The 20,439-nt window shown below is 66.5% G+C and carries 23 protein-coding genes; 13 read left to right on the forward strand and 10 right to left on the reverse strand.

Going from position 1 to position 20,439, the window contains the following annotated elements; all coding sequences use genetic code 11:
* Nucleotides 1–16: 16 nt before the first annotated feature.
* A complete protein-coding gene (locus tag ABC728_RS15480) occupies nucleotides 17–655 on the reverse strand; it encodes a TetR/AcrR family transcriptional regulator (RefSeq protein WP_416620977.1) in 639 nt (212 codons plus the stop codon).
* Nucleotides 656–932: 277 nt separating this feature from the next.
* On the opposite strand from ABC728_RS15480, the gene ABC728_RS15485 reads away from it, so the two are divergent.
* The 4 genes from ABC728_RS15485 to ABC728_RS15500 all read left to right on the forward strand — a co-directional run bounded on the left by ABC728_RS15485 (nucleotide 933) and on the right by ABC728_RS15500 (nucleotide 5,940).
* Nucleotides 933–1,784 carry a SirB1 family protein gene (locus ABC728_RS15485; RefSeq protein ID WP_416620978.1) on the forward strand — a complete coding sequence of 284 codons (852 nt, stop codon included), beginning with the start codon at nucleotides 933–935 and terminating at the stop codon, nucleotides 1,782–1,784.
* 102 nt (nucleotides 1,785–1,886) lie between these two features.
* Complete coding sequence (gene gshB, locus ABC728_RS15490; protein ID WP_416620979.1) at nucleotides 1,887–2,837, forward strand: glutathione synthase; 951 nt, start codon at nucleotides 1,887–1,889, stop codon at nucleotides 2,835–2,837.
* A 164-nt stretch (nucleotides 2,838–3,001) separates the two neighbouring features.
* A complete protein-coding gene (locus ABC728_RS15495; protein ID WP_416620980.1) occupies nucleotides 3,002–4,861 on the forward strand; it encodes a DUF885 domain-containing protein in 1,860 nt (619 codons plus the stop codon).
* A 146-nt stretch (nucleotides 4,862–5,007) separates the two neighbouring features.
* The gene (locus ABC728_RS15500; RefSeq protein WP_416620981.1) at nucleotides 5,008–5,940 is read left to right on the forward strand and encodes a 5'-methylthioadenosine/S-adenosylhomocysteine nucleosidase; all 933 of its coding nucleotides are present in this window, start codon (nucleotides 5,008–5,010) and stop codon (nucleotides 5,938–5,940) included.
* Here the strand turns inward: ABC728_RS15500 and ABC728_RS15505 are convergent.
* A complete protein-coding gene (locus ABC728_RS15505; RefSeq protein WP_416620982.1) occupies nucleotides 5,918–6,229 on the reverse strand; it encodes a 4a-hydroxytetrahydrobiopterin dehydratase in 312 nt (103 codons plus the stop codon). The two genes, ABC728_RS15500 and ABC728_RS15505, sit on opposite strands and share 23 nt — an antisense overlap.
* Nucleotides 6,230–6,448: 219 nt before the next feature.
* Here ABC728_RS15505 and ABC728_RS15510 point away from each other — a divergent pair, with 219 nt between their 5' ends.
* Nucleotides 6,449–6,856, forward strand: a complete 408-nt coding sequence (locus ABC728_RS15510; RefSeq protein WP_416620983.1) for a metallopeptidase family protein — start codon at nucleotides 6,449–6,451, stop codon at nucleotides 6,854–6,856.
* Between the two features lie 71 nt (nucleotides 6,857–6,927).
* On the opposite strand, the gene ABC728_RS15515 is transcribed toward ABC728_RS15510, so the two are convergent.
* A complete protein-coding gene (locus ABC728_RS15515; RefSeq protein WP_416620984.1) occupies nucleotides 6,928–7,083 on the reverse strand; it encodes a hypothetical protein in 156 nt (51 codons plus the stop codon).
* A gap of 18 nt (nucleotides 7,084–7,101) precedes the next feature.
* Between ABC728_RS15515 and ABC728_RS15520 the strand changes: the two genes are divergently transcribed.
* Complete coding sequence (locus tag ABC728_RS15520; protein WP_416620985.1) at nucleotides 7,102–7,470, forward strand: ribbon-helix-helix domain-containing protein; 369 nt, start codon at nucleotides 7,102–7,104, stop codon at nucleotides 7,468–7,470.
* Between the two features lie 34 nt (nucleotides 7,471–7,504).
* On the opposite strand, the gene ABC728_RS15525 is transcribed toward ABC728_RS15520, so the two are convergent.
* Nucleotides 7,505–8,005 carry a PaaI family thioesterase gene (locus ABC728_RS15525; RefSeq protein WP_416620986.1) on the reverse strand — a complete coding sequence of 167 codons (501 nt, stop codon included), beginning with the start codon at nucleotides 8,003–8,005 and terminating at the stop codon, nucleotides 7,505–7,507.
* A 159-nt stretch (nucleotides 8,006–8,164) separates the two neighbouring features.
* Between ABC728_RS15525 and ABC728_RS15530 the strand changes: the two genes are divergently transcribed.
* Both ABC728_RS15530 and ABC728_RS15535 read left to right on the forward strand, forming a co-directional pair.
* The gene (locus ABC728_RS15530) at nucleotides 8,165–9,649 is read left to right on the forward strand and encodes a pentapeptide repeat-containing protein (protein WP_416620987.1); all 1,485 of its coding nucleotides are present in this window, start codon (nucleotides 8,165–8,167) and stop codon (nucleotides 9,647–9,649) included.
* A 7-nt stretch (nucleotides 9,650–9,656) separates the two neighbouring features.
* A complete protein-coding gene (locus tag ABC728_RS15535; protein ID WP_416620988.1) occupies nucleotides 9,657–10,397 on the forward strand; it encodes a DUF599 domain-containing protein in 741 nt (246 codons plus the stop codon).
* 122 nt (nucleotides 10,398–10,519) lie between these two features.
* Here ABC728_RS15535 and ABC728_RS15540 read toward each other — a convergent pair whose 3' ends face one another.
* A complete protein-coding gene (locus tag ABC728_RS15540; RefSeq protein ID WP_416620989.1) occupies nucleotides 10,520–11,770 on the reverse strand; it encodes an Hsp70 family protein in 1,251 nt (416 codons plus the stop codon).
* 179 nt (nucleotides 11,771–11,949) lie between these two features.
* On the opposite strand from ABC728_RS15540, the gene ABC728_RS15545 reads away from it, so the two are divergent.
* The 3 genes from ABC728_RS15545 (at nucleotide 11,950) to ABC728_RS15555 (ending at nucleotide 13,138) form a co-directional block, all read left to right on the forward strand.
* On the forward strand, nucleotides 11,950–12,324 hold the full coding sequence (locus ABC728_RS15545) for a helix-turn-helix domain-containing protein (protein WP_416620990.1): 375 nt from the start codon (nucleotides 11,950–11,952) through the stop codon (nucleotides 12,322–12,324).
* 106 nt (nucleotides 12,325–12,430) lie between these two features.
* On the forward strand, nucleotides 12,431–12,889 hold the full coding sequence (locus ABC728_RS15550) for a Fur family transcriptional regulator (protein ID WP_416620991.1): 459 nt from the start codon (nucleotides 12,431–12,433) through the stop codon (nucleotides 12,887–12,889).
* 6 nt (nucleotides 12,890–12,895) lie between these two features.
* Nucleotides 12,896–13,138, forward strand: coding sequence for a hypothetical protein (locus ABC728_RS15555; protein WP_416620992.1), 243 nt, complete (start codon nucleotides 12,896–12,898; stop codon nucleotides 13,136–13,138).
* Between the two features lie 102 nt (nucleotides 13,139–13,240).
* Here the strand turns inward: ABC728_RS15555 and ABC728_RS15560 are convergent, their stop codons facing one another.
* Both ABC728_RS15560 and ABC728_RS15565 read right to left on the reverse strand, forming a co-directional pair.
* The gene (locus tag ABC728_RS15560; protein WP_416620993.1) at nucleotides 13,241–13,834 is read right to left on the reverse strand and encodes a glutathione S-transferase family protein; all 594 of its coding nucleotides are present in this window, start codon (nucleotides 13,832–13,834) and stop codon (nucleotides 13,241–13,243) included.
* Nucleotides 13,831–14,289 carry a VOC family protein gene (locus ABC728_RS15565; protein WP_416620994.1) on the reverse strand — a complete coding sequence of 153 codons (459 nt, stop codon included), beginning with the start codon at nucleotides 14,287–14,289 and terminating at the stop codon, nucleotides 13,831–13,833. The genes ABC728_RS15560 and ABC728_RS15565 overlap by 4 nt, the downstream gene beginning before the upstream one ends.
* Nucleotides 14,290–14,448: 159 nt before the next feature.
* On the opposite strand from ABC728_RS15565, the gene ABC728_RS15570 reads away from it, so the two are divergent.
* Nucleotides 14,449–15,345: a LysR family transcriptional regulator gene (locus ABC728_RS15570; RefSeq protein WP_445376599.1), complete on the forward strand. Its 897-nt coding sequence runs from the start codon at nucleotides 14,449–14,451 to the stop codon at nucleotides 15,343–15,345.
* 18 nt (nucleotides 15,346–15,363) lie between these two features.
* On the opposite strand, the gene ABC728_RS15575 is transcribed toward ABC728_RS15570, so the two are convergent.
* The 3 genes from ABC728_RS15575 to ABC728_RS15585 all read right to left on the reverse strand — a co-directional run bounded on the left by ABC728_RS15575 (nucleotide 15,364) and on the right by ABC728_RS15585 (nucleotide 19,359).
* Complete coding sequence (locus tag ABC728_RS15575) at nucleotides 15,364–18,234, reverse strand: [protein-PII] uridylyltransferase (protein WP_416620996.1); 2,871 nt, start codon at nucleotides 18,232–18,234, stop codon at nucleotides 15,364–15,366.
* A gap of 148 nt (nucleotides 18,235–18,382) precedes the next feature.
* Nucleotides 18,383–18,898, reverse strand: a complete 516-nt coding sequence (locus ABC728_RS15580) for a hypothetical protein (protein ID WP_416620997.1) — start codon at nucleotides 18,896–18,898, stop codon at nucleotides 18,383–18,385.
* 176 nt (nucleotides 18,899–19,074) lie between these two features.
* Entirely contained in the window at nucleotides 19,075–19,359 is a 285-nt protein-coding gene (locus tag ABC728_RS15585; protein ID WP_416620998.1) for a BolA family protein, read from the reverse strand.
* A gap of 83 nt (nucleotides 19,360–19,442) precedes the next feature.
* On the opposite strand from ABC728_RS15585, the gene ABC728_RS15590 reads away from it, so the two are divergent.
* On the forward strand, nucleotides 19,443–20,390 hold the full coding sequence (locus tag ABC728_RS15590; RefSeq protein WP_416620999.1) for a DMT family transporter: 948 nt from the start codon (nucleotides 19,443–19,445) through the stop codon (nucleotides 20,388–20,390).
* Nucleotides 20,391–20,439: the final 49 nt, after the last annotated feature.

Below are 20,439 nucleotides of genomic sequence, written 5' to 3' on the forward strand. Positions count from 1 at the left end.
CAGCCATCGGCCAGGATCAGCCGGCAATGCCCCAGTAATGGCGGATCAGGCGCTTGAATTCCGGCAGGATGCGTGCCTTCAGCGCCTCGTCCTCCTCCCCGAACCGGTTACCGGCCATGGCCTGCAGGAACTGCCAGGTCAGGTGACGCCCCATCTCGAACTTGACGGGGTCGGCGGCCAGGAAGCTGCCGTAATGATCCTTGGCCATCTCTTCCCACTGGTCGGCGAACCGGGCCTTGACAGGCGTCATGATGGCCGAAAGCTCGGCATCGGTGCGGGCCGCAGCCTCCAGTTCCTTCCACACGGTCCATAGCGGGCTGTGCGCCGCGTTCCACAGCGCGTCGATCCCCTGGTCCAGGCCCTCCCCCCCCTCATGGATGGAAGAGGCCGTGTGGGACAGGAAATCATCCAGAAAATGCTGGACGATATGGTCCACCGTGGCGCGCAGCACCTCTGGCGTGGTGGGGAAGTAATATTGCACCGCCCCGCGCGTCACCCGCGCCTGCTTGGCAATCTCCGACGTGGTGGTGCGGTGATAGCCGATTTCCAGGAAGCAACGGATTGCCGCCTCGATGATACGCTGGTGTGTGGCGATGCTTTTCGGCGTCTGGCGGATACGGGAATTGCCGGTATCGATGACGGCTTTGCTGACCATGGGACGTTCCGCTGCCTGATTGTGCCGTGATTGCCGGGCCGATCGTATCCGGTCACAGGGGCAATGTTAAGAAGGGGTATTAATGTTTTGGTAACCATATATCGGCCCGACGCAGTTTTTACGGGCAATTTCCCACCGCCGCAACAGATGGCGACGCCGGGTCTGATCCGCCTTTACCGAAATACGGAACCGGCCGGTTGATGCTTCTGCTCGACACTGCCGGCCCGGCTGCGCTATGGGAGACGCGGTTACTCCATCGGATGAGCATGTTCCGCCAGTGACGTCACGCCAACAGGCCCTGGAGATCCTGCGCCATGCGGGCCGGATCGCGGATGAGCAGATCGACCTGGGTGAAGTCGCCCTGGCGCTGGCCCTGTTGGATCACCCCGTCGCCGACCTTTCCGCCTATCGCCGCCATCTGCTGGCCCTGGGCGAGGAATTGGGCCGTGCCGTCGCATCGGGCCCCGATCTGCCGTCCCTGGCGGGCAAGGTGGCGGCGCTTGAACAGGTGCTGGCCGGAACCCATGGCTATGCCGGCGACAGCGAGACCTATACCGACCTGCAGAACGCCAACCTGATCCGGGTGATCGACCGCCGCCGCGGCCTGCCCGTGGCACTGGGCATCCTGGCCATGGTGGCGGCCCGGGCCAATGGCTGGACTGTGATGGGGCTGAACTTTCCCGGTCATTTTCTGATCCGGCTGGACCATGGCGGCGGGCGGCAGATACTGGACCCGTTCCATGGCATGCTGCCTCGTGAACCGCACGAACTGCGCGACCTGCTGAAACAGTCCCAGGGGCTGGAAGCCGAACTGTCGCCCGACCATTATGCACCCGTATCGAACCGGGAAGTGCTTTTGCGCCTGCAGAACAACCTGAAGCTCCGCCACCTGTCGTCGGACCAGCCCGGCAAGGCGCTGGTTGTGGTGGAGGATATGTTGCTGTTCGCGCCGGACCATATCGGGCTGTGGCGGGAATCCGGCCTGCTGAACGCGCATCTGGGCAATCTGTCGGCCGGCATCGCGGCATTTGAGCATTTCCTGCGGCTGGGCCGCGACCGGGGCGCCTCGGCCCGGTTGCTGGACAATACCGAAGCGCTGCTGCGCCAGTTGCGAAGCCGGCTGAATTGAACCTCCTTGCCTGTGACGGCGCGCATGGCGTCGCTGCGGGTGCGGCCCCCATGTCTTGTTCATACCATTCTGTCCGCCCCTTCCCGTGCCGGAGATGACCCCATGACCCTCAAGGTCGCCATCCAGATGGACCCGATCGAGTCCATCAATATCGATACCGACAGCACGTTCATGATGGCGCTGGAGGCCCAGCGCCGTGGCCATGAATTGTGGCATTACCACCCGCGCGACCTGGCTTTGCGCGGCAACCGGCTGTTCGCCCGCATCCGGCCCATGAAGGTGCAGCGCGAGCGTGGCAACCATCATGTCATGGGTGCGGCAGAGACGGTGGACCTGTCCAATATGGACATGGTGCTGATGCGCCAGGACCCGCCCTTCGACATGGCCTACATCACGGCCACGCATCTGCTGGAGCATATCCATCCCGAGACGCTGGTCGTGAACGACCCGGCATCGGTGCGCAACGCGCCGGAAAAGCTGTTCGTCACGCATTTTCCCGACCTGATGCCGCCCACCGTCATCACCTCATCCCGTGACGAGGTGCTGGCCGCGCGGGCGGAATGGAAGGATATCATCGTCAAGCCGCTTTACGGCAATGGCGGGGCCGGTGTGTTTCACGTGAAACCCGATGACGAGAATCTGGGCGCCCTGCTGGAGACCTTCACCCAGCTTTACCGTGAGCCGGTGATCGTCCAGAAATACCTGCCGGAGATCCGCAAGGGCGACAAGCGGATCATCCTGGTGGATGGCAAGCCGGCGGGTGCCGTGTCCCGCATCCCCCAGGACGGGGAGGCACGGGCCAATTTCCATGCCGGCGGCAGTGCCGGCAAGACCGCGCTGACCCGACGCGAGCAGGAGATCTGCGAGGCGATCGGCCCGACGCTTCGCCAGCAGGGGCTGCTGTTCGTCGGCATCGACGTGATCGGTGACTATCTGACGGAAATCAACGTCACAAGCCCGACAGGTATCCAGGAGATCAACCGGCTGGACGGTTCCGCCATCGAAGCCACCCTGTGGGACGCGATGGAAGCCCGCTACGCCGCCACGCGGTGAGGGGCAGGGGGCGGGGGCCGGCGGTGACATCGCCCGGCCCCTTTTCCGTTTGAAGGTTGAGATTGATCCCCCGGGGCCGCCCGACCGGACAGGCTGGCGTGGGGGGGAGGCAAGGGGGGAACCCCACTGCGCGCGACAATAACCGGATAAAAAGGCAATCCATCATGCTCACCCTTTCCCGCCGCCGGCTTCTGGCCGGCACCGCCGCCATTTCACTGACGGCCTTGTCCCGCCCCGCCTGGACCCAGGTTCTGCTGCCGCCGGGGCCGCTGGCGCTGACCGATGCGGCCGTGCCGAAATCGCCCGGCGACGTGGCGGCGCTGCATGCCTTCTTCGCGGAGGTGTATGAGGCGGAATTGTCGCTGTCCCCACAGGCCCAGACGGCCCGCGGCCGCAAGACCAATTACGACCGGCTGGATGATGACAGCGACGGGTTCGCCGATGCCGAGGCGGAACGGACGAAGCAGGCCCTGTCCCGTTTGCGCGCCGGCTGGGACCCGGCGGTGCTGCCCCCGGCCGAACAGCTCAATTTCCGCCTGTTCGAGGCGCGGTGCGAGCAGGCCATCGAGGATCATCGCTGGCGTGCGCATGATTATCCGCTGAACCATCTTTACGGCCGGCATACCGGGCTGCCCAGTTTTCTGGCCAACCAGCATGCCGTGGCCGATCTGTCCGACGCCCAGGCCTATCTGGCCCGCCTGAATGCCATTGCCCGCGTCATCCGCCAGAATATCGACCGCGGGGAGGACAGCGCCGCCAGGGGCATCATCCCGCCGAAATTTTCCCTGGCCAAGATGCGCCGGGATATCCGGGCCGTCATTACCGGCGCTCCCTTCGACCAGGGGCCGGACAGCGCGCTTTACGCCGATTTCAAGAAGAAGATCGCTGCCCTGTCCATCCCCGAGGCGGAAAAGGCCCGGCTGGTGTCGGAAGCGGCTTCCATTCTGACCGGCAAGGTCAAGCCGGCCTATGAGGCGCTGGACGCCGCCGTGGCCAAGCTGGAGGCCCGGGCCACGGATGATGACGGCGTTTGGAAATTGCCGGACGGGGAGGCCTATTATCAATATTGCGTGGCCCGTTCGACCACGACCCGCATGACGCCTGCGGAAATACACCAGCTTGGCCTGGAGCATGTCGACCTTCTGCAGAAGGACATGCATGGCATCATGCAGAAGGTCGGGTTCAAGGGCACCCTGGCGCAGTTCTTCGAGCATCTGCGTACCGATCCGCAATTCTATTTCAGCAATGATGATGCGGGCCGCGCCGCCTATCTGGCGCATTGCGAGCAGGTGATTGCCGATTATGCCAAGCGGCTGGACGAATGGTTCATCACCAAGCCCAAGGCGCCCGTCATCGTGAAGCGGGTGGAGCCCTATCGTGAAAGGTCGGCCCCGCCGGCCTTCTACAATTCCCCCGCACCCGACGGCTCGCGTCCCGGCATCTTCTATGCCAACCTGGCCGATATGCGTGAAATGGCCAAATGGCAGGCCGACGCCATCGTCTATCACGAGGCGATACCCGGCCATCACATGCAGATCGCCATTTCCCAGGAACTGGGCGATGTGCCGGAATTCCGCCGTTATTCGTTCTTCGGCGCCTATATCGAGGGCTGGGGCCTGTATGCCGAGCGCCTGCCGAAGGAGTTCGGCTTCTATCAGGACCCCTATGCCGATTTTGGCCGGCTGACGACGCAAATCTGGCGCGCCGTGCGCCTGGTGGTGGATAGCGGCATCCATGCCAAGCGCTGGACCCGTGGACAGGCCATCGATTATTTCGTGGCCAACACGCCGCTGAACCGCGACCAGGTGATCCGGGAGGTCGATCGCTACATCGTCAATCCGGGGCAGGCCACCAGCTATTATGTCGGCATGCTGCGCGTGCTGGACCTGCGCGATCAGGCCCGCAAGGCGCTGGGCGCCAAGTTCGACCTTCGTGGCTTCCACGAGGTGGTGCTGCGCACGGGGGCGGTGCCGCTGGATGTGCTGGGCGAACAGGTGCAGGCCTGGGTGAAGAAGGCGGCCTGACGGCGGCGGCGGGCAGGGGCCGGGACAGGACAAGGGCGGGTGGAATGGGCTGGCAGGCGCCTGGCGCATCGTTTCCTTACCGGTTGACGCCGGCCCCCGGCACCTTCCACCATAGGCCATCTTGCACTGCACCATGGGTGAGGGTGATGGTACGCCTGCTTTGCGTCCTGGCAGCCTGTCTGCTGTTCCTGGCACCCGCGCGGGCCGAAAGGCTGGATGAGGTGCCGCGCACGGCCATCATGTCGGCCTTTGCTCCGGAACTGGTCGGGCTGCTGGCCGCCACGCGGGACAAGCGGATGGTCAGCGTGCATGGCGTGGATTTCACGCTGGGCCTGCTGGCCGGCCGTCCCGTCGTGCTGGTCCTGTCGGGGGTCAGCATGGTCAATGCCGCCATGACGACGCAGATGCTGCTGGACCGGTTCCAGGTGGATGCCCTGCTGTTCAGCGGCATTGCCGGCGGGCTGGATGCCGGCCTGCATATCGGCGACGTGGCCGTTCCGCGCCGCTGGGGCCAGTTCCTGGAAAGCCATTTCGTGCGGCAGGACGCGGATGGCACCCTGCGGCCCGTGCCCTGGGCCAGCCTGCCCTTTCCGGCGCATGGGGCGATCCAGCCCTCCAACGCCTATGTCCGCGTGCCGGGCCGGACGGAACCCCTGCGTAAGTTCTGGTTCGAGGCCGATGCCGCCCTGATGGATCTGGCCGGCAAGGTGGTGCCGGGTGTGAAGCTGGACCGGTGTGCCGCCAACAAGACATGCCTTGATACCACCCCGCGGGCGCTGGTCGGCGGCGACGGGGTGTCGGGTCCGGCCTTCGTCGACAATGAAGGCTGGCGGGCCTATCTGAACGGCACGATCGGGGCGCAGGTGGTGGATATGGAAAGTGCCGCCGTGGCGCTGGTGGCCGAACAGAACGGCATCCCCTTCATCGCGTTCCGCAGCGTGTCGGACCTGGCCGGCGCGGACCCGGACGAAAACCGCATGCACATTTTCATGGCATTGGCTGCCAGCAATGCCGCCAGGGTGCTGATGGCTTTCCTGGCGGCGATGCCGCCGGCGCTCAGCCCGCCGCCTGTTCCATGAACAGGGCCATCTGGATATCCAGGCTGGTCACCCCGCCGGCATCATGGGTGTTCAGCACCACATCGACGCGGTTATAGACATTGAACCATTCGGGATGGTGATCGATCCGGTCGGCCAGCAACGCCACCCGCGTCATGAAACCGAACGCCTCGTTGAAATCCTTGAACCGGAAGCCCTTGACGATGGCCGTCCCGTCCGCACGCAGTGTCCAGCCGGGCAGGCCGGCCAGCGATGCGGCGATGGCCTCCTTGTCCAATTTGGTTGGACGGCCCAATTGGGATTGTGTCATCTGTTCCACCTGATCAGGATCGCCTAAGCAGATTTTCCGAACGCCGCCCACACGTGGGCGGGCTCGGACGATCAGCAAATCATAGAGTCAGCGGGCTGCTCCGGGCCGGGCCATGTGTGGCCCGATCTGGGGGAACCTGCTTAGTCCGTTGGTGGACCGGTGAGGGTCCGGCGTCAAGCCGGATCGTCGCCACCGCCGCAGACCCCGCGGAAAATGCCCATGCCCTCGCTACGCCGCTTCACCACCGCCCCGACCCTGTCCGAAATGGAAGGCATCGCTGCCCGCGCCGCGGAATCCATTCCCGACGCGCTGCGTGCCCATGTGCGCAATGTGCTGATCCGGGTGGAGGATTTTCCCGACGAGGAGACAGAGCGCGAAATGGGCCTGGAAAGCCCGTTCGATCTGCTGGGTCTGTATCGCGGGGTCGGGATGCCGTGGCAGAGCGTGACACATCCGCGCCTGGAACCCGACCTGATCTTCCTCTATCGCCGCCCCATCCTGGATTACTGGTGCGAGACCGGAGAGGATCTGGACCATCTGATCCGCCATGTGCTGATCCATGAGATCGGACATCATTTCGGCTTCAGCGACGCCGACATGGAAGCGCTGGAAGCCCAGGGCGACTGATCCGCAACCGGTTGCGATGGCGGGCGGGCCGGGGATGGCCGGCGCTTCGGGTGGCTTTCCCCTCTGCCCCGTCACGCCGAAACGCCGCGTGCCGATGCGCGCATGCAGGAATATTCCTGCCTTATCCTGACTTTGGTCGGATTTTGATTGAACAGGTCATATGCCTTGGCATATTGGTTTATGCGGGCGTTGCTGATGCGCAGGCGACGCCCGGCATCGACGACCAATGATCGGGAGGTTCACCCTTGCCACCGCGTTCCAAGCGCTTCACCAGCGAAGACCTGCCCGACGGCAGCAGTACGCTGGTCATCCGCAATGTGGTTGTGCTGGGCAAGCGCACCAGCCTGCGGATGGAACCGGAAATGTGGGACGCGCTGTCCGATGTGGCGGCGCGTGAAGGCTATAATGTCCACGATATCTGCACCTGCATCGTGGAACGAAAGCCGGCCGCCGCCTCGCTGACGGCGGCCATCCGCGTGTTCCTTGTGAATTACTACCGGCTTGCCGCGACGGAGGAAGGGCATGTGCGCGCCGGCCACGGCACGGGCAGCCCCGATATCATCGCCGCCGCCCTGAACCTGCAGGCCGGTCCCCCCGGCCCGCTGCAAGGATAACTACCATAAGATGAATAAATAATAGTGTAACCAGTCAACGGCCGGCATGCACCATGCACGTGGCCGTGCCATGGGCATAAAGCCGGCCATCATCCTCACCGATCAGCCGGCCTTCGGCCAGGTACAGGGTGCGGCCGGCATTGATCACCCGGCCTTCCACCCGGACCAGGCCGGCATCGCGCAGGAGGGGGCGCAGGAAATTCACCTTCAGTTCGACGGTGCCGTATCCCACGGCCGCCGGCAGCAGCGTATGCACTGCGCAGCCCATGGCACTGTCCAGCAAGGTGGCTGCGAAGCCGCCATGGACGGTGCCCAGCGGGTTCAGCACATGGTCGCCGGGCCGCCCGCGGAACACGACCGCACCTTCGCCGATCTCCTCCTCCGCCAGGTCCATGCCAAGCGTGGCCGCCATGCTGGGCGGCGGCAGTTCGCCGCGCGCGATGCGGCGGATGATATCGATCCCTGGCAGTGTCGCCAGTAAGGCAGGGTCGATGGGCGTCACATCCCAGTCATAGGTTCGGCTGCGGCGGCTCATGCTGGCAGGCTCCATAAAAGAACGAACGGTCGTATTATGGCCGATTGGCCGCCGGGGTCAACCATTCGCGGGATGCATCGCCGGCCCGATTGTGGGCGACCCTTCTCTAGCGTAGGGTGTGGAAACAGAAAGAAAAAACCACGAACCGGGTGCCCCGCCATGAAAGATCAAGCCCCGCCGGCCCGCGACCTGGATTTCCTGCGCAAGGAATTCCAGCTTCATCGCCAATGGCTGGACGGCAAGGGCGGGCGCCGTGCGGAATTGCAGTTCCAGGACCTGTCCGGTCTGTCGCTGAAGGGCGCCCGCCTGGCGGAAGCCAAGCTGGCCGGCGCCAGCCTGTCCGGCGCCAACCTGGAAGGGGCGGACCTGGCCCGCGCCGACCTGTTCGGGGCCGACCTGGAAGGGGCTGAACTGACAGGGGCCAACCTGATGGGGGCCGATCTGCGCGGGGCGAACCTGCACCGGGCCACCCTGAACGACGTGATCCTGCGCGGGGCCGATTTCCGGTCCGGCACGCTGACCGACAATGGTGGCAATACGCGCTGCGACGGGGCCGCCGTGCTGACGGAGGCGCGGCTGGAACGCGCCATCCTGTGTTCGGCCAAGCTGACGGGCTGTGACCTGACGGGGGCCGACCTGATGGATGCCGATCTGTCGGGCGCCGACCTGTCGAAATGCGTCATGCTGGGCGTCGATCTGTCGGGCGCCAACCTGTCGGGCGCGCAACTGGCTGGCACCGTGGTGGATGCCGACATGCTGGCGCGCGGCCGGCACCTGCCCGACGGGGCGGCCACCATGCTGGCCGAACCGCCGCGCCGCCGTATCCCCGCGGCGGAACTGCAGGCCCTGGTCGACGCGCATGAGAAATGGGTGGAAAGCAGCGGTGCGACGGGCGCGCGGCTGGACCTGGACATGGCGGAACTGGACCCCGCCATGCTGCATGGCCGCAACCTGGCGGGTGCCCGGCTGCGCCGCTGCAGGTTGTCGGCGGCCGACTGGGCCGACAACCGGCTGGAAATGGCCGACCTTTCCTATAGCGACCTGTCCACCACAGTGCTGGACGGATCGGTCATGGCCGGGGCGACGCTGCGCCGGGCCAACCTGTCAAACGCGCATCTGGCCGGCGTGCAACTGACGGCACAGCCCATGTCCGGCGGGCGAACCTGGCCCGCCAACCTGGACGGCGCCAATCTGCGCGGGGCCGACCTGACCAACGCCGTGCTTTCCGGTGCCATCCTGCGCCGGGCCGATCTGGCCGGTGCCATTGTCACGGGCGTGAACATGCGCGGGGCGGATCTGGCCGGCGCCACCCGCACGGGGGAGGGCGATGCCCGGCAGCGCCGCCGCCTGCGCCGTTTCACCCACCCCGCCCTCGCCGTGGGCAGCCGCAAGGGCACGGCGCGGTCGCGCAACTGGTCCTTCGGCGGCATCTCGCTGGACGCCGATCCCGGCCTCTACCATGAAGGTGAACTGGTCACGCTTCTGGTGGGGGCGCCGGGCGGCGGGGACCCGGTTCCGGTCCAGGCCAAAGTCATGGCGCTGGACGGCGGGGCCCGTTCCGTGTCACTGAAGTTCGAGCCGCTGACGCCGGAACTGAAATCCTATCTGAACGGGTTGGTGGCGCCGCGCTATCGCCTGGGGTGATCACACCATGCCCTCGCTTTTCACCTCGCTGACGCTGCTGGACGGGCTGGCGCTGGCCTGGTTCTGGCTGTTCTGGTGGGGTTATGGCTGGCTGACCGACCGGGCGAAGGCGGCACCCGCCAGCCTGAACCAGCATATGCTGCGCATCCGCATCCGCTGGATGACCAACATGCTGTTCCGGGACAACCGGGTCATGGACAGCATGCTGATCGGCCACCTGATCCACAGCATTTCCTTCTTCGCCTCCACCACGGTGCTGGTGCTGGCCGGCCTGCTGGGCGTGCTGGCCGGGTCGGAGAATGCCTATAATGTCGTCATGGATGTCGGCTTCACCCAGCCCACGACGCGGGCCGTGTTCGAAGGCAAGCTGCTGTTGCTGCTGGGTATCTTCATCTACAGCTTCTTCAGCTTCACCTGGTCGGTGCGGCAGTTCAACTACACGATCGCGCTGATCGGCGGCGCCCCCCTGGAACCGGGGGAAGAGGCGATGATCACGGCCAAGGCTGCCGCCAAGATGATGACGCTGGCCATCACCAGCTTCAACCGCGGCCTGCGCGGCTATTATTATGCCTTCGCCAGCCTGGGATGGATGGTCCATCCCTATCTCTTCATGGCGGCCGTGGTGCTTGTCACCTATGTCCTCTGGCGGCGTCAGTTCAGGTCGGCGGCCTTCGATGCCGTGGCCCGTTATTCCGCCCATGGGCTGAACAGCCGGCCGGGTGGCGGCAGGGGTGGGGCTGCGATGTAGGGCGCCGGGGCCGGGGCATCGGCCTGTGCGTCAACTCGTGCCGTGGCGCGTGGCCGATCTCACGGGATGGGGGCGCTGGCGATTGAAGGCCGGCGAGCGGTTGCGGTCACCGGGAAGCGGTATCAGCGGTAACGCCGCCCCGCCTCGATGGTCAGGCCCAGGCCGACGGCACCGAACTTGTCACCTTCCACGATGCGCGCGCCGGGCAGGGCGCCCGTGATGGCGCCGCGCACGGCGGGCAGCAGGGTGGACCCGCCCGTCAGGAACACGGCATCCACCTGATCGGCCTGCAGGCCGGCCTGGCGCAGGCAATCGGCCGTCATGGCCGACAGCCTCTCCACGGGATCGCTGACGGCGGTGGCCAGGCGGGCGCGTGTCGCCGGCGCCTTCAGCCCCGCTTCCACGACGGACAGGTCGATGGCATGCGTGTCGGCGTCCGACAGGGCGATCTTGGCTTCCTCCACCTTCATGGCCAGCGCATGGCCCAGATGTTCCTCCAGCACGGTCAGAAGCCGCCGGATCAGGTGGGGATGCCGTGCCTCCCTGGCCAGCCGCTGCACATCGGCCTGCACGGCGGGACCGTAAAGGAAGTTGATCTTGGCCCAGGTCGCCAGATCGACATACAGATGGTTGGGCGTGACCAGCCCTTCACGCAGCAGGGGCGAGCGATAGCCCAGATGCGGCATCACGGCTTCCAGGCTCAGCAGCCGGTCGAAATCCGTGCCCCCGATGCGCAACCCGTCATTGGCCAGGATGTCGCCGGCCCGGTCGGCCTGGCGGGCGCGCTCCGGCCCGATGCGCACGATGGAGAAATCCGACGTGCCGCCGCCGATATCGGCTATCAGCGCGATCTGTTCGTCGTTGATCTGCGCTTCATAGGCCAGGGCGGCGGCGATCGGTTCGTACTGGAAGCTGACGTCGCGAAAGCCGCTGGCCCGCGCGATGTCGGCCAGGGCGGCTTCGGCCCGGGCATCGGCGGCATCGTCGCCATCCACGAAATGCACGGGCCGGCCATGGACGACATGGGTCAGTTCATGCCCGCACTGGCGTTCGCCCTCCTCGCGGATATGGCGGATGACCAGCCCGATCACCTCGCGGAAGCCGACGCGGCGCCGGCCGAGCAACGTTTCCTCATCGATCAGGCTGGTGCCCAGCACCGACTTGATGGACCGCATCAGCCGTCCGTCGCCACCCGCCACATAGGCGGCGATGGCGGCCCGGCCGAAACAGGGCCGGTGCGCCTCGAAATCGAAAAAGATGGCGCTGGGCAGCGTCGCCTGGCCGCCTTCCAGGGCCAGCATGCGCGGCCCCCGCCCATCCGCGACGCCCAAGGTGGAGTTGGAGGTGCCGAAATCCAGACCGCACGCCGCCATGACCCATCCCCGTTGCCGGCAAAAAGGGTGGGTTTGTAAGGGACGGGAAGGGGTCCGGTCAAGGCGCTGGGTTGTTGTGCCGGCCGTACCCATCCCGCCGCCGGTGCTTGCGGCCGTTTCCGATCGCTGCATTCCCCGCTATGCTGCCAGCCGGTTCAACATTCCCCGCCTGTGCGCCGATGACCCCCTTTGGTGACCGTGTCCGCCTGCTGCGCGCCCGCAAGGGCGTCAGTCTGAAGCAGATGGCCGATGAGCTGGAAATCTCCTCCGCCTATCTCTCGGCGCTGGAACATGGGCACAAGGGCCTGCCCTCGCCCATGCTGCTGCGTCAGATCTGCACCTATTTCGGCCTGATCTGGGACGAGGCGGAGGAGATGGAGCGGCTGGCAGCCCTGAGCGACCCGCGCGTGACGGTGGCCACGGGCGGGCTGTCGCCCGACCATACGCTGGTCGCCAACCTGCTGGCCCGCCGCATCGCCGACCTGTCGGCAGACCAGCTTTCCGCCCTTCTGGCCCTGCTGGGTGGCCGGATGACCCATTCCGACGGTGTATAATCCCGGTGCATGGGATTATAATGGCAAATCCTCTCGCCCTGGCCGGCGGGATCGTCCATATGTGGGCAAATGATTTTTGCCGTAGACCGGATCGGAGACGACGGACATGCCATCCCGCCTCGAACAGCTTTGTGTCCAGAAGGGTCTGAAAATGACCGAACAGCGGCGCGTGATCAGCCGTGTGCTGTCGGACAGCCAGGATCATCCCGACGTGGAACAGGTGTATCGACGGGCCGTGGAGATCGACCCTCACATCTCCATCGCCACCGTCTATCGCACCATGCGGCTGTTCGAGGAAGCCAACGTCATCGAGCGGCTGGATTTCGGTGACGGCCGCGCCCGGTACGAGGAGGCGCGCGATGAGCACCATCATCACCTGATCGATGTGCAGACGGGCAATGTCGTCGAATTCTCCAGCGAGGAACTGGAACTCATCAAGGAGAAGATCGCCGACGAGCTGGGCTATCGCCTGATCGGCCACCGGCTGGAGCTGTACGGTGTGCGCAAGGACCGTCCCATCGTGGAGCGGACCTATGTGCCGGGCAGCCATGGTTCCAAGGTCTGATCCGCCGTGACCCGCATCCCGAAGGAATTCCTGGGTCCCCCGTGCGCTGACCATCCCGCGGCCGGCAGCGGCGATTGCTGCCGCTCGGCCGTGACGCGCGCCTATCGGGAGATGCGCTCACGCGGCGTGCCCGACAGCCATTGCATGGATGCCGCCGTCGCCGTCTATCAATGGCACCATCCGGAGGCGATGGCGCCATCCGCCGCCGATATCGTCGGCATGTGGGTCACGGGGGCTGCCCGGCATTGACCCCGGTTGCGCTTTGCGGATGAAGGTCGGAAAGGCCGGCCGTCACCCCCCTGTGACGGCCGGCCTTTTCACATGATGGTCCGCGCCACGCCCCTGCCCGGCTCACGTGCCCGGCATGGGCCGATAGCCGGGCAGGGCCTTCACCCGGTCGATCCAGCGCCGGACATGGGCATAGGGGGCCAGGTCGATGCCACCCTCGGGCGCCAGGGCCACATAGGGGAACAGGGCGCATTCCGCGATGGTCGGGCGCCGGGCGGCCAGCCAGTCATGCGTGGCCAGATGGGCATCCAGCAGGGACAGGATGCGCGCCGCCTTGGCCAGCGTGTCGGCCTTGTCGATGGCATAGCCGAACCTGTCCACCAGCCGCGCGGCGCAGGGACCGTGCTGAATCTCGTTGGCAGCGGTGGACAGCCATTGCATGACCTCTGCCTGCTGGAAGGGTGCCGACGGCCACCAGGCCTCCCCGCCATGGGTGCCTGCCAGATAGACCAGGATGGCCTGGGAATCCCGCAGGATCCGGTCGCCATCCACCAGGACGGGCACCTGTCCCCAGGGGTTGAGGTCCAGCAGCGGCGGCCTTTTATGCTCGCCGCCCGCGACATCGACGGGCACGATGTCCAGATCGATGCCGGCCAGGGCCGCGAACAGCCGGACCTTGTAGCAATTGCCGGACAGTTCCAGATCGTAGAGCCTCATGCCGCGGCTTCCTCCTGCTGGATCAGTTGATTGAATTCCAGAACGTTGCCGTCGGGGTCGCGGATGAACAGCGCCACGCGGCGCGGACCGATCCGTACCGGACCTTCGGTGATGGCAATGCCCTGCCGGCCCAGCCACACCTGCAGCGCATCCAGATCATCGGTGACGAAGGCGGGATGGGTGATGCCGGGCAGCTTGACGGGCTCGTCCAGCAGGACGTTGCGGCCCTCCGGCCGTCGGGCGCCGTTGAAGATCAGGTTGATGCGGACCCCGTCGGGGCTCAGCATCTCGTTGGCTTCGTGGCTGGTGAAGCTGGCGCTTTGCACGAAGCCCAGGGCCCCATAGAAAGCCAGGGCGCGCTGCCGGTTGGTGACGCGGATGCCGACATGATCATAGGCCAGGATGCGCGACGGGTTGCCGCCGGGGGCCGGCGGACCGGAAAGGGGCATGTTCATCGAAAGACCTGCGGTTGGTTCCGGATGTCCCCAATGTGGCGGACCGGGCGCTGGCGACCAATGCCGGCGGGGTGACAGAACCTGTGCGGCTGGCGCAATAATACCAAGGGTCGAAATGTTTCAGCGTTGGTGTCGGCGGCCCCGGACGGGAGGAATGGTTTGGACCGGTTGAATGCCATGGCAACCTTCGTGCGCATCGTCGATGCCGGCAGCCTGAGTGCGGCGGCCGGGCAGACAGGCCGATCGGTGGCGTCTGTCGTGCGGACCCTGGCGGCGCTGGAAGCGCATCTGGGTACCCGGCTTTTGAACCGCACGACCCGGCGACTGGCGCTGACCGATGAGGGCGCGGAGTTCCTGGAATGGAGCCGGCGCATCCTGGCCGAGTTCGATGCCGTCGAACACCGGTTCGATGCGCGCCGCCAGGGTTCCGGCGGTCTGCTGCGCCTGACGGCGCCGGTGGAACTGGGCCGGCGCCATGTCGCCCCGCTGGTCGCGGCTTTCCTGCGGCAGCATCCGGCGATGCGCGTCGACCTTTTGCTGCTGGACCGCGTCGTCGACCTGCTGGAGGAAGGGCTGGACCTGGCCATCCGGATCGGGCATCTGCCCGACAGTTCCATGGTGGCGAAGACGGTGGGCCGCACGCGGCAGGTGGTTTGCGCCAGTCCGGATTTCCTGCAGGGCACCGGACCCGTTGCACACCCGTCGGATCTGCAGGCGCTGGACTGCATCGCCTTTCTGCCGCAGGACCGGCACTGGCATTTCCAGGTGGGGGACGACAGCGTGGCGGCGGCCATTTCCGCCCGCGTCGCCACCAATCAGGTCCAGCTGAACTGCGACATGTGCCTGCAGGGCCTGGGCGTCGCCCGGCTGCTGCACTACCAGGCGGCCGATGCGCTGGCCGACGGGCGGCTTGTCCGGCTGCTACGGCCGTTCGAGCCGCCGGACATTCCCATCCAGATGGTCTATCCGCATTCCCGGCTGCTGTCGGCCCGCGTGCGCCGCTTCATCGACTGGGCCGCACCCCGGCTGGAGGCGGCCCTGCCAGACCCGGGCTGATCGCGGCCCGCCGGCCGGTCAGGCGGCCTTCCTGCTACGGGGCTTGGCCAGCTTCACGGGCTCTGGTTCCCCTTCCGGCTCGGCCAGGGCGGCCAGCAGGGAGGCGCGGATATCGGCCAGCTTGCGCTCGTGCGTGATCTTCAGGCCGAACACATCCTTCACATAGAACACGTCGATGGCGACATTGCCATAGGTGGAGATCTTGGCCGAGGCGATCTGCAGGTTGGCCTGGGTCAATGTCCGGGTCAGCAGATAGAGCAGGCCCGGCCGGTCGCGGCCGTTCACCTCGATCACCGTGTGGTTGCCTGTGGCGGTATTGTCCACAAGCACGCGCGGCGCCACCTTGAAGGCGCGGGTCCGCGCCGTCTGTGGCGGCCGGCGCCGGGCCAGCTCATCGGCCAGCCGCAATTCGCCGGCCAGCACCTTGTCCACCATCACCGACAGGCGTGCCAGCTTGTCCCCGCTGTCGAACGCGCCGCCACCGGCCGCATGCACCGTGAACACGTCCAGCGCCATGCCGTTGGTCATGGTGAAGATGCGGGCATTGACGATATCCGCCCCGGCCAGGGCCAGCGCCCCCGCCAGGCGGGAGAACAGGCCCGGATGGTCGGCCGTATAGACGGTCACCTCCGTGATGGTCCGGCCACGATCGATGCGCGTATCCAGGGTCAGCGGCGCGCGCGTCCGTTCGGCCTCGCGCATCAGGCGGGCGTGGTGGGCCAGCGTCTGGGTGTTGAAGCCCAGCCAATAGGCGGGATAGGCACGGGCCAGATGCGCGTCGATATCGTCTGCCGACCAGTCGGTCAGGGCGGTGCGCAGGCTGGCCTGTGCCGCCGCCACGCGGGCGTCACGCCCCTCGGTGCCGACGGTGCCGGACATGTGTTCCTCGCTCCGGCGGAAAAGCTGGCGCAGCAGCGTGGCTTTCCAGCCGTTCCAGCGGCCGGGACCCACGGCCCGGATATCGGCCACGGTCAGGCACAACAGCAGCTTCAGGCGCTCCGGGCTCTGCACCAGGTCGACGAACTTGCCGATCGTCACCTCGTCATCCAGGTCGCGCTTGAAGGCGGTGGCCGACATGGCCAGGTGCCAGCGCACCAGCCAGACGACGGTCTCCGTCTCCTCCTCGCTCATCCCCAGGCGGGGGCACAGTTTCTCCGCCACCTTGGCGCCCAGGATGGAATGATCGCCGCCGCGGCCCTTGGCGATGTCATGCACCAGCATGGCGACATAGAGCGCGCGGCGGGAATTGACGGTGTGGATCACCTCCGACGCCAGCGGCACCTCGCCCGTCAGGTTCCCCTGCTCGATCTGGTGCAGGATGCCCACGGCGAACAGCGTATGCTCGTCCACCGTGAAATGATGGTACATGTCGAACTGCATCATGCCGACGATGCGGCCGAAATCCGGCACGAACCGGCCCAGCACGCCGGCCTCGTTCATGCGGCGCAGCGCCACTTCCGGGTCCTTGCGCGACGACAGGATCTCCAGGAACAGGCGGTTGGCCTCCCTGTCCTCCCGCAGCTTCGTGCCGATGCTGGACAGGGCGCGGGTGATGGCCCGCAGGGCGTTGGGATGGATGTCCAGCTCGTTTTCCTGCGCCACATGGAACAGGCGGATCATGTCGACGGGATGATCCTTGAAATGCCGGTCGGACTTCACGTTCAGGCGGCCGGCATCCAGGGTGAACCCCTCGAAATCGGCGCGCACGAAGGCGCGGCGCAGGAAGGCGAAGCGCGGCACGCGCTTGTTCTCCTGCTCCAGGTTGGCGCAGAAGATGCGGGTCAGGTCGCCGACATCCTTGGCGGTCATGAAGTAATGCTTCATGAACCGTTCCACGGCATTGCTGCCGGCATGCTCGGTATAGCCCAGGCGGCGGGCCATCTCGGCCTGCATGTCGAAGGTCAGGCGGTCTTCCTGCCGGCCCGTCAGGTAATGCAACTGGCAGCGGGCGGCCCACAGGAAGGACTCCGCCTTGGCGAAGCGCTGTGCTTCCTCTGCCAAAAGCACGCCCTTGGCGACCAGCCCCTCCACCTCATCCACCTGATAGGCGTATTTGGCGATCCAGAACAGGGTCTGCAGGTCGCGCAGGCCGCCCTTGCCCTCCTTGATGTTGGGTTCCAGCACATAGCGGCTGTCGCCCATCTTGCGGTGGCGGTCGTTGCGTTCCCCCATCTTGGCTTCGATGAAGGCGGTGACGCTTCCCGTGGCGGCCACCACATCCCTGGCGAAGCGCTGGCGCAGTTCCTTGAACAGCACCGCTTCCCCCCACAGGAACCGCGCTTCCAGCAGGCTGGTGCGGATGGTCATGTCCTCCAGCGACAGGCGGATGCATTCATCCACCGACCGCACGGCATGCCCGACCTTCCAGCCCAGGTCCCACAGCAGGTAGAGCATGTACTCCACCACCTGTTCCACGCGCGGCGTGCGCTTGTAGGGCAGCAGGAACAGCAGGTCCACATCGGAATAAGGCGCCATCTCCCCGCGGCCATAGCCGCCGATGGCTACAACGGCCAGCCGTTCCCCCTTGGTCAGTTCGGCCGTGGGATAGACATGGTCCAGCGTGAAATCGGCCAGGGCCTGCACGATGGCATCGGTCAGCCTGGCCGTCTGATGGACGCAATCATCGCCGCGATGGCGTGCCTCGAACCGGGACCGGATGGCGGCGCGCCCTTCCTCCAGCACGGATTTCAGCAGGGCCAGCACGGGCGGGCGCAGCCGGTCGATGCTGCAATCATGCTGTTCGACCAGGGCGTTCAGGCGCTTGGTGACGGTGCCACGGCCAGGGATGGCGGGATGGCGCACGCCATCGCCCCGGCGGGCGGAGGCGGGGTGCAGCTTGACCGGGCCGGTGGTGCCGGGCGGATTGGCGGACGGGATCGTATCGGGCATCTCTTCATTTCCGGGCATGTCCCTGCGCGACATCATGCCACGAAACATGCTGAAAGGCTTTGTCCTTCCGTATGTGAGAAGCCCCATATACCCTCTCCCTGCATTGATTTTTATCGAAACCCTGCTTGCGCCCGCCCCGGACGGGCCTTCACCTCCGCATGGCGCCCGCCAGAAGGCGCCGGGCGTTCTGGTTGGTTGCACGGTGATAGGGGGCGATGCCGCGCCCGCCCAGGCGGCTGGCTTCCAGCGCCATGCGGCCACAGGCGATCTCCGCGGCGTTCAGGCTGGTCTCCACATAATTGCCGGCCGCCCCGCCATAGCGGACGGGATCGGGTGGTGCCGCCAGGGACATGCCGGCCTTGGCCTGGGCCATGGCCTGCTGGGCCGCCCATTCCAGCCAGATGTCGCAAAGCGACCACATGCCGGCCGTCAGCGCGCGCTGGGCCTCCAGCGCCGCTTCCATCTTTTCCCAGACCATGGTGGTGAATTCGGGGTCCTTCAGCCGTGCCGGGTCGCAGCCCGCGGCGGCCAGGCGGATGGTGCGCAGACACATGGTCTGCTGCGCCGCCCACAGGGTCTCCCCGATGACAAGGCCGGTGGTGGCGATTTCCGCGGCGACTTCCACGCCGCGGATAGCCAAGGGTGGTGCGGACCTGCGGGCCATGGCCGTCCCCTCATCGCTTCGGCGCCGGCCCCGATGACCGGGCGCCTTCGTCTGAGGGATCAGAGTGTCATGTTGCGCTGCAAAATACCCTGCGACGCTCGGTCACAGCACCGACCGCGGCACCGACCGCGGCAGGGGTCGCGGCAAGGATCGCGGCAGGGATAGCAGCACCCTGGTCAGCCGGCCCCGGCTTCCGCCGGTGTCAGGGCCCGGACGGACAGGGCATGCACGCGCTCGGCCAGCTCGTCCGCGACGGCGCCATAGACCAGGCGCTGGCGTGCCACGCGCGACAGGCCCTGGAACCGGTCCGACACGATCACCAGATCGAAATGCGTCTCCCCGCCCGGATGGTCGGCACCCGCATGGCCGGCATGCTGGTGGGAGACATCCTTGATGGTCATGCTGTGCGGGGTTAGAGCCTGTGTCAGCTTGTCCCGCATGCGGGTCGCATAGGTCGTCATCCTGGTCCTCGGCGTCTGGTTCGGGTGCGGCCCCGCGCGGCGGGGCCTTCATGGCGTCATGGTTGAAGAGGTAGTGGAACATCATGCCGGATACCAGCCTGCCGAAGACCGCAGCCGACGGGGATGCCGGGCAGGGCGGGGGCCCGGTCCCGCGGTCCACGGCGCTGGTCCTGCTGCTGCTGGTCATTCTGCTGTGGGGCGTCAACTGGCCCGTGATGAAGGAGGTGGTGGGCCATATGCCGCCGCTGACCTTCGCCGCCTCCCGCCTGCTGCTGGGGGCGCTGTCGCTGCTGGCCTTTGCGGCGGCCACGCGGCAATTGCGTGTGCCGCACCGGGGCGACCTGCCGCTGCTGCTGTCGGTCGGCTTCATGCAGATGACGGTGTTCACGCTGCTGGTCACGGTCGCGGTGCAGCATGTGCCGGCCGGCCGGGCCGGCATCCTGGCCTATACCACGCCGCTGTGGGTCGTGCCGCTGGCCCTGGTCTTCCTGGGGGAAAGGGTCGGCTGGCTGAAGGCGCTGGGCCTGCTGGTGGGGCTGGCCGGGGTGCTGGTGCTGTTCAACCCGTCGGCCTTCGACTGGGCCGCCCCGCCGGTCCTGCTGGGCAACGGGCTGCTGATGCTGGCGGCCCTGATCTGGGCGGTGAACATCGTGCATGTGCGTGCCCACCGCTGGATCGGCACGCCCCTGACCCTGGCCCCCTGGCAGATGGGCATGGCCGCCCTGCTGGCCACGGCCGTGGCCCTGGCGCTGGAGGATGTGTCGCGCATCGACTGGTCGGGGCATCTGGTGGTGCTGCTGGTCTATAACGGTCCTATCGCCACGGCCTTCTGTTTCTGGGCCATGGTCACCGTCAACCGGGCCCTGCCGGCCATCACCACCTCGCTGGCCATGCTGGGGGTGCCCGTGGTGGGGCTGGTCGTGTCGGCGCTCTGGCTAGGGGAACCCCTGACCCTGACCAACCTAGCGGGGCTGGGCCTGATCGGCGCCGGCCTGGCGGCCGTGGCCCTGGCCGACACGCGCCGCGCCTGACAATAGCGCTTCCTGCGCATCGGCTTTTCGTCGGGTCTCGCTTGTCAGG

The organism is Niveispirillum fermenti, assembly GCF_052474395.1.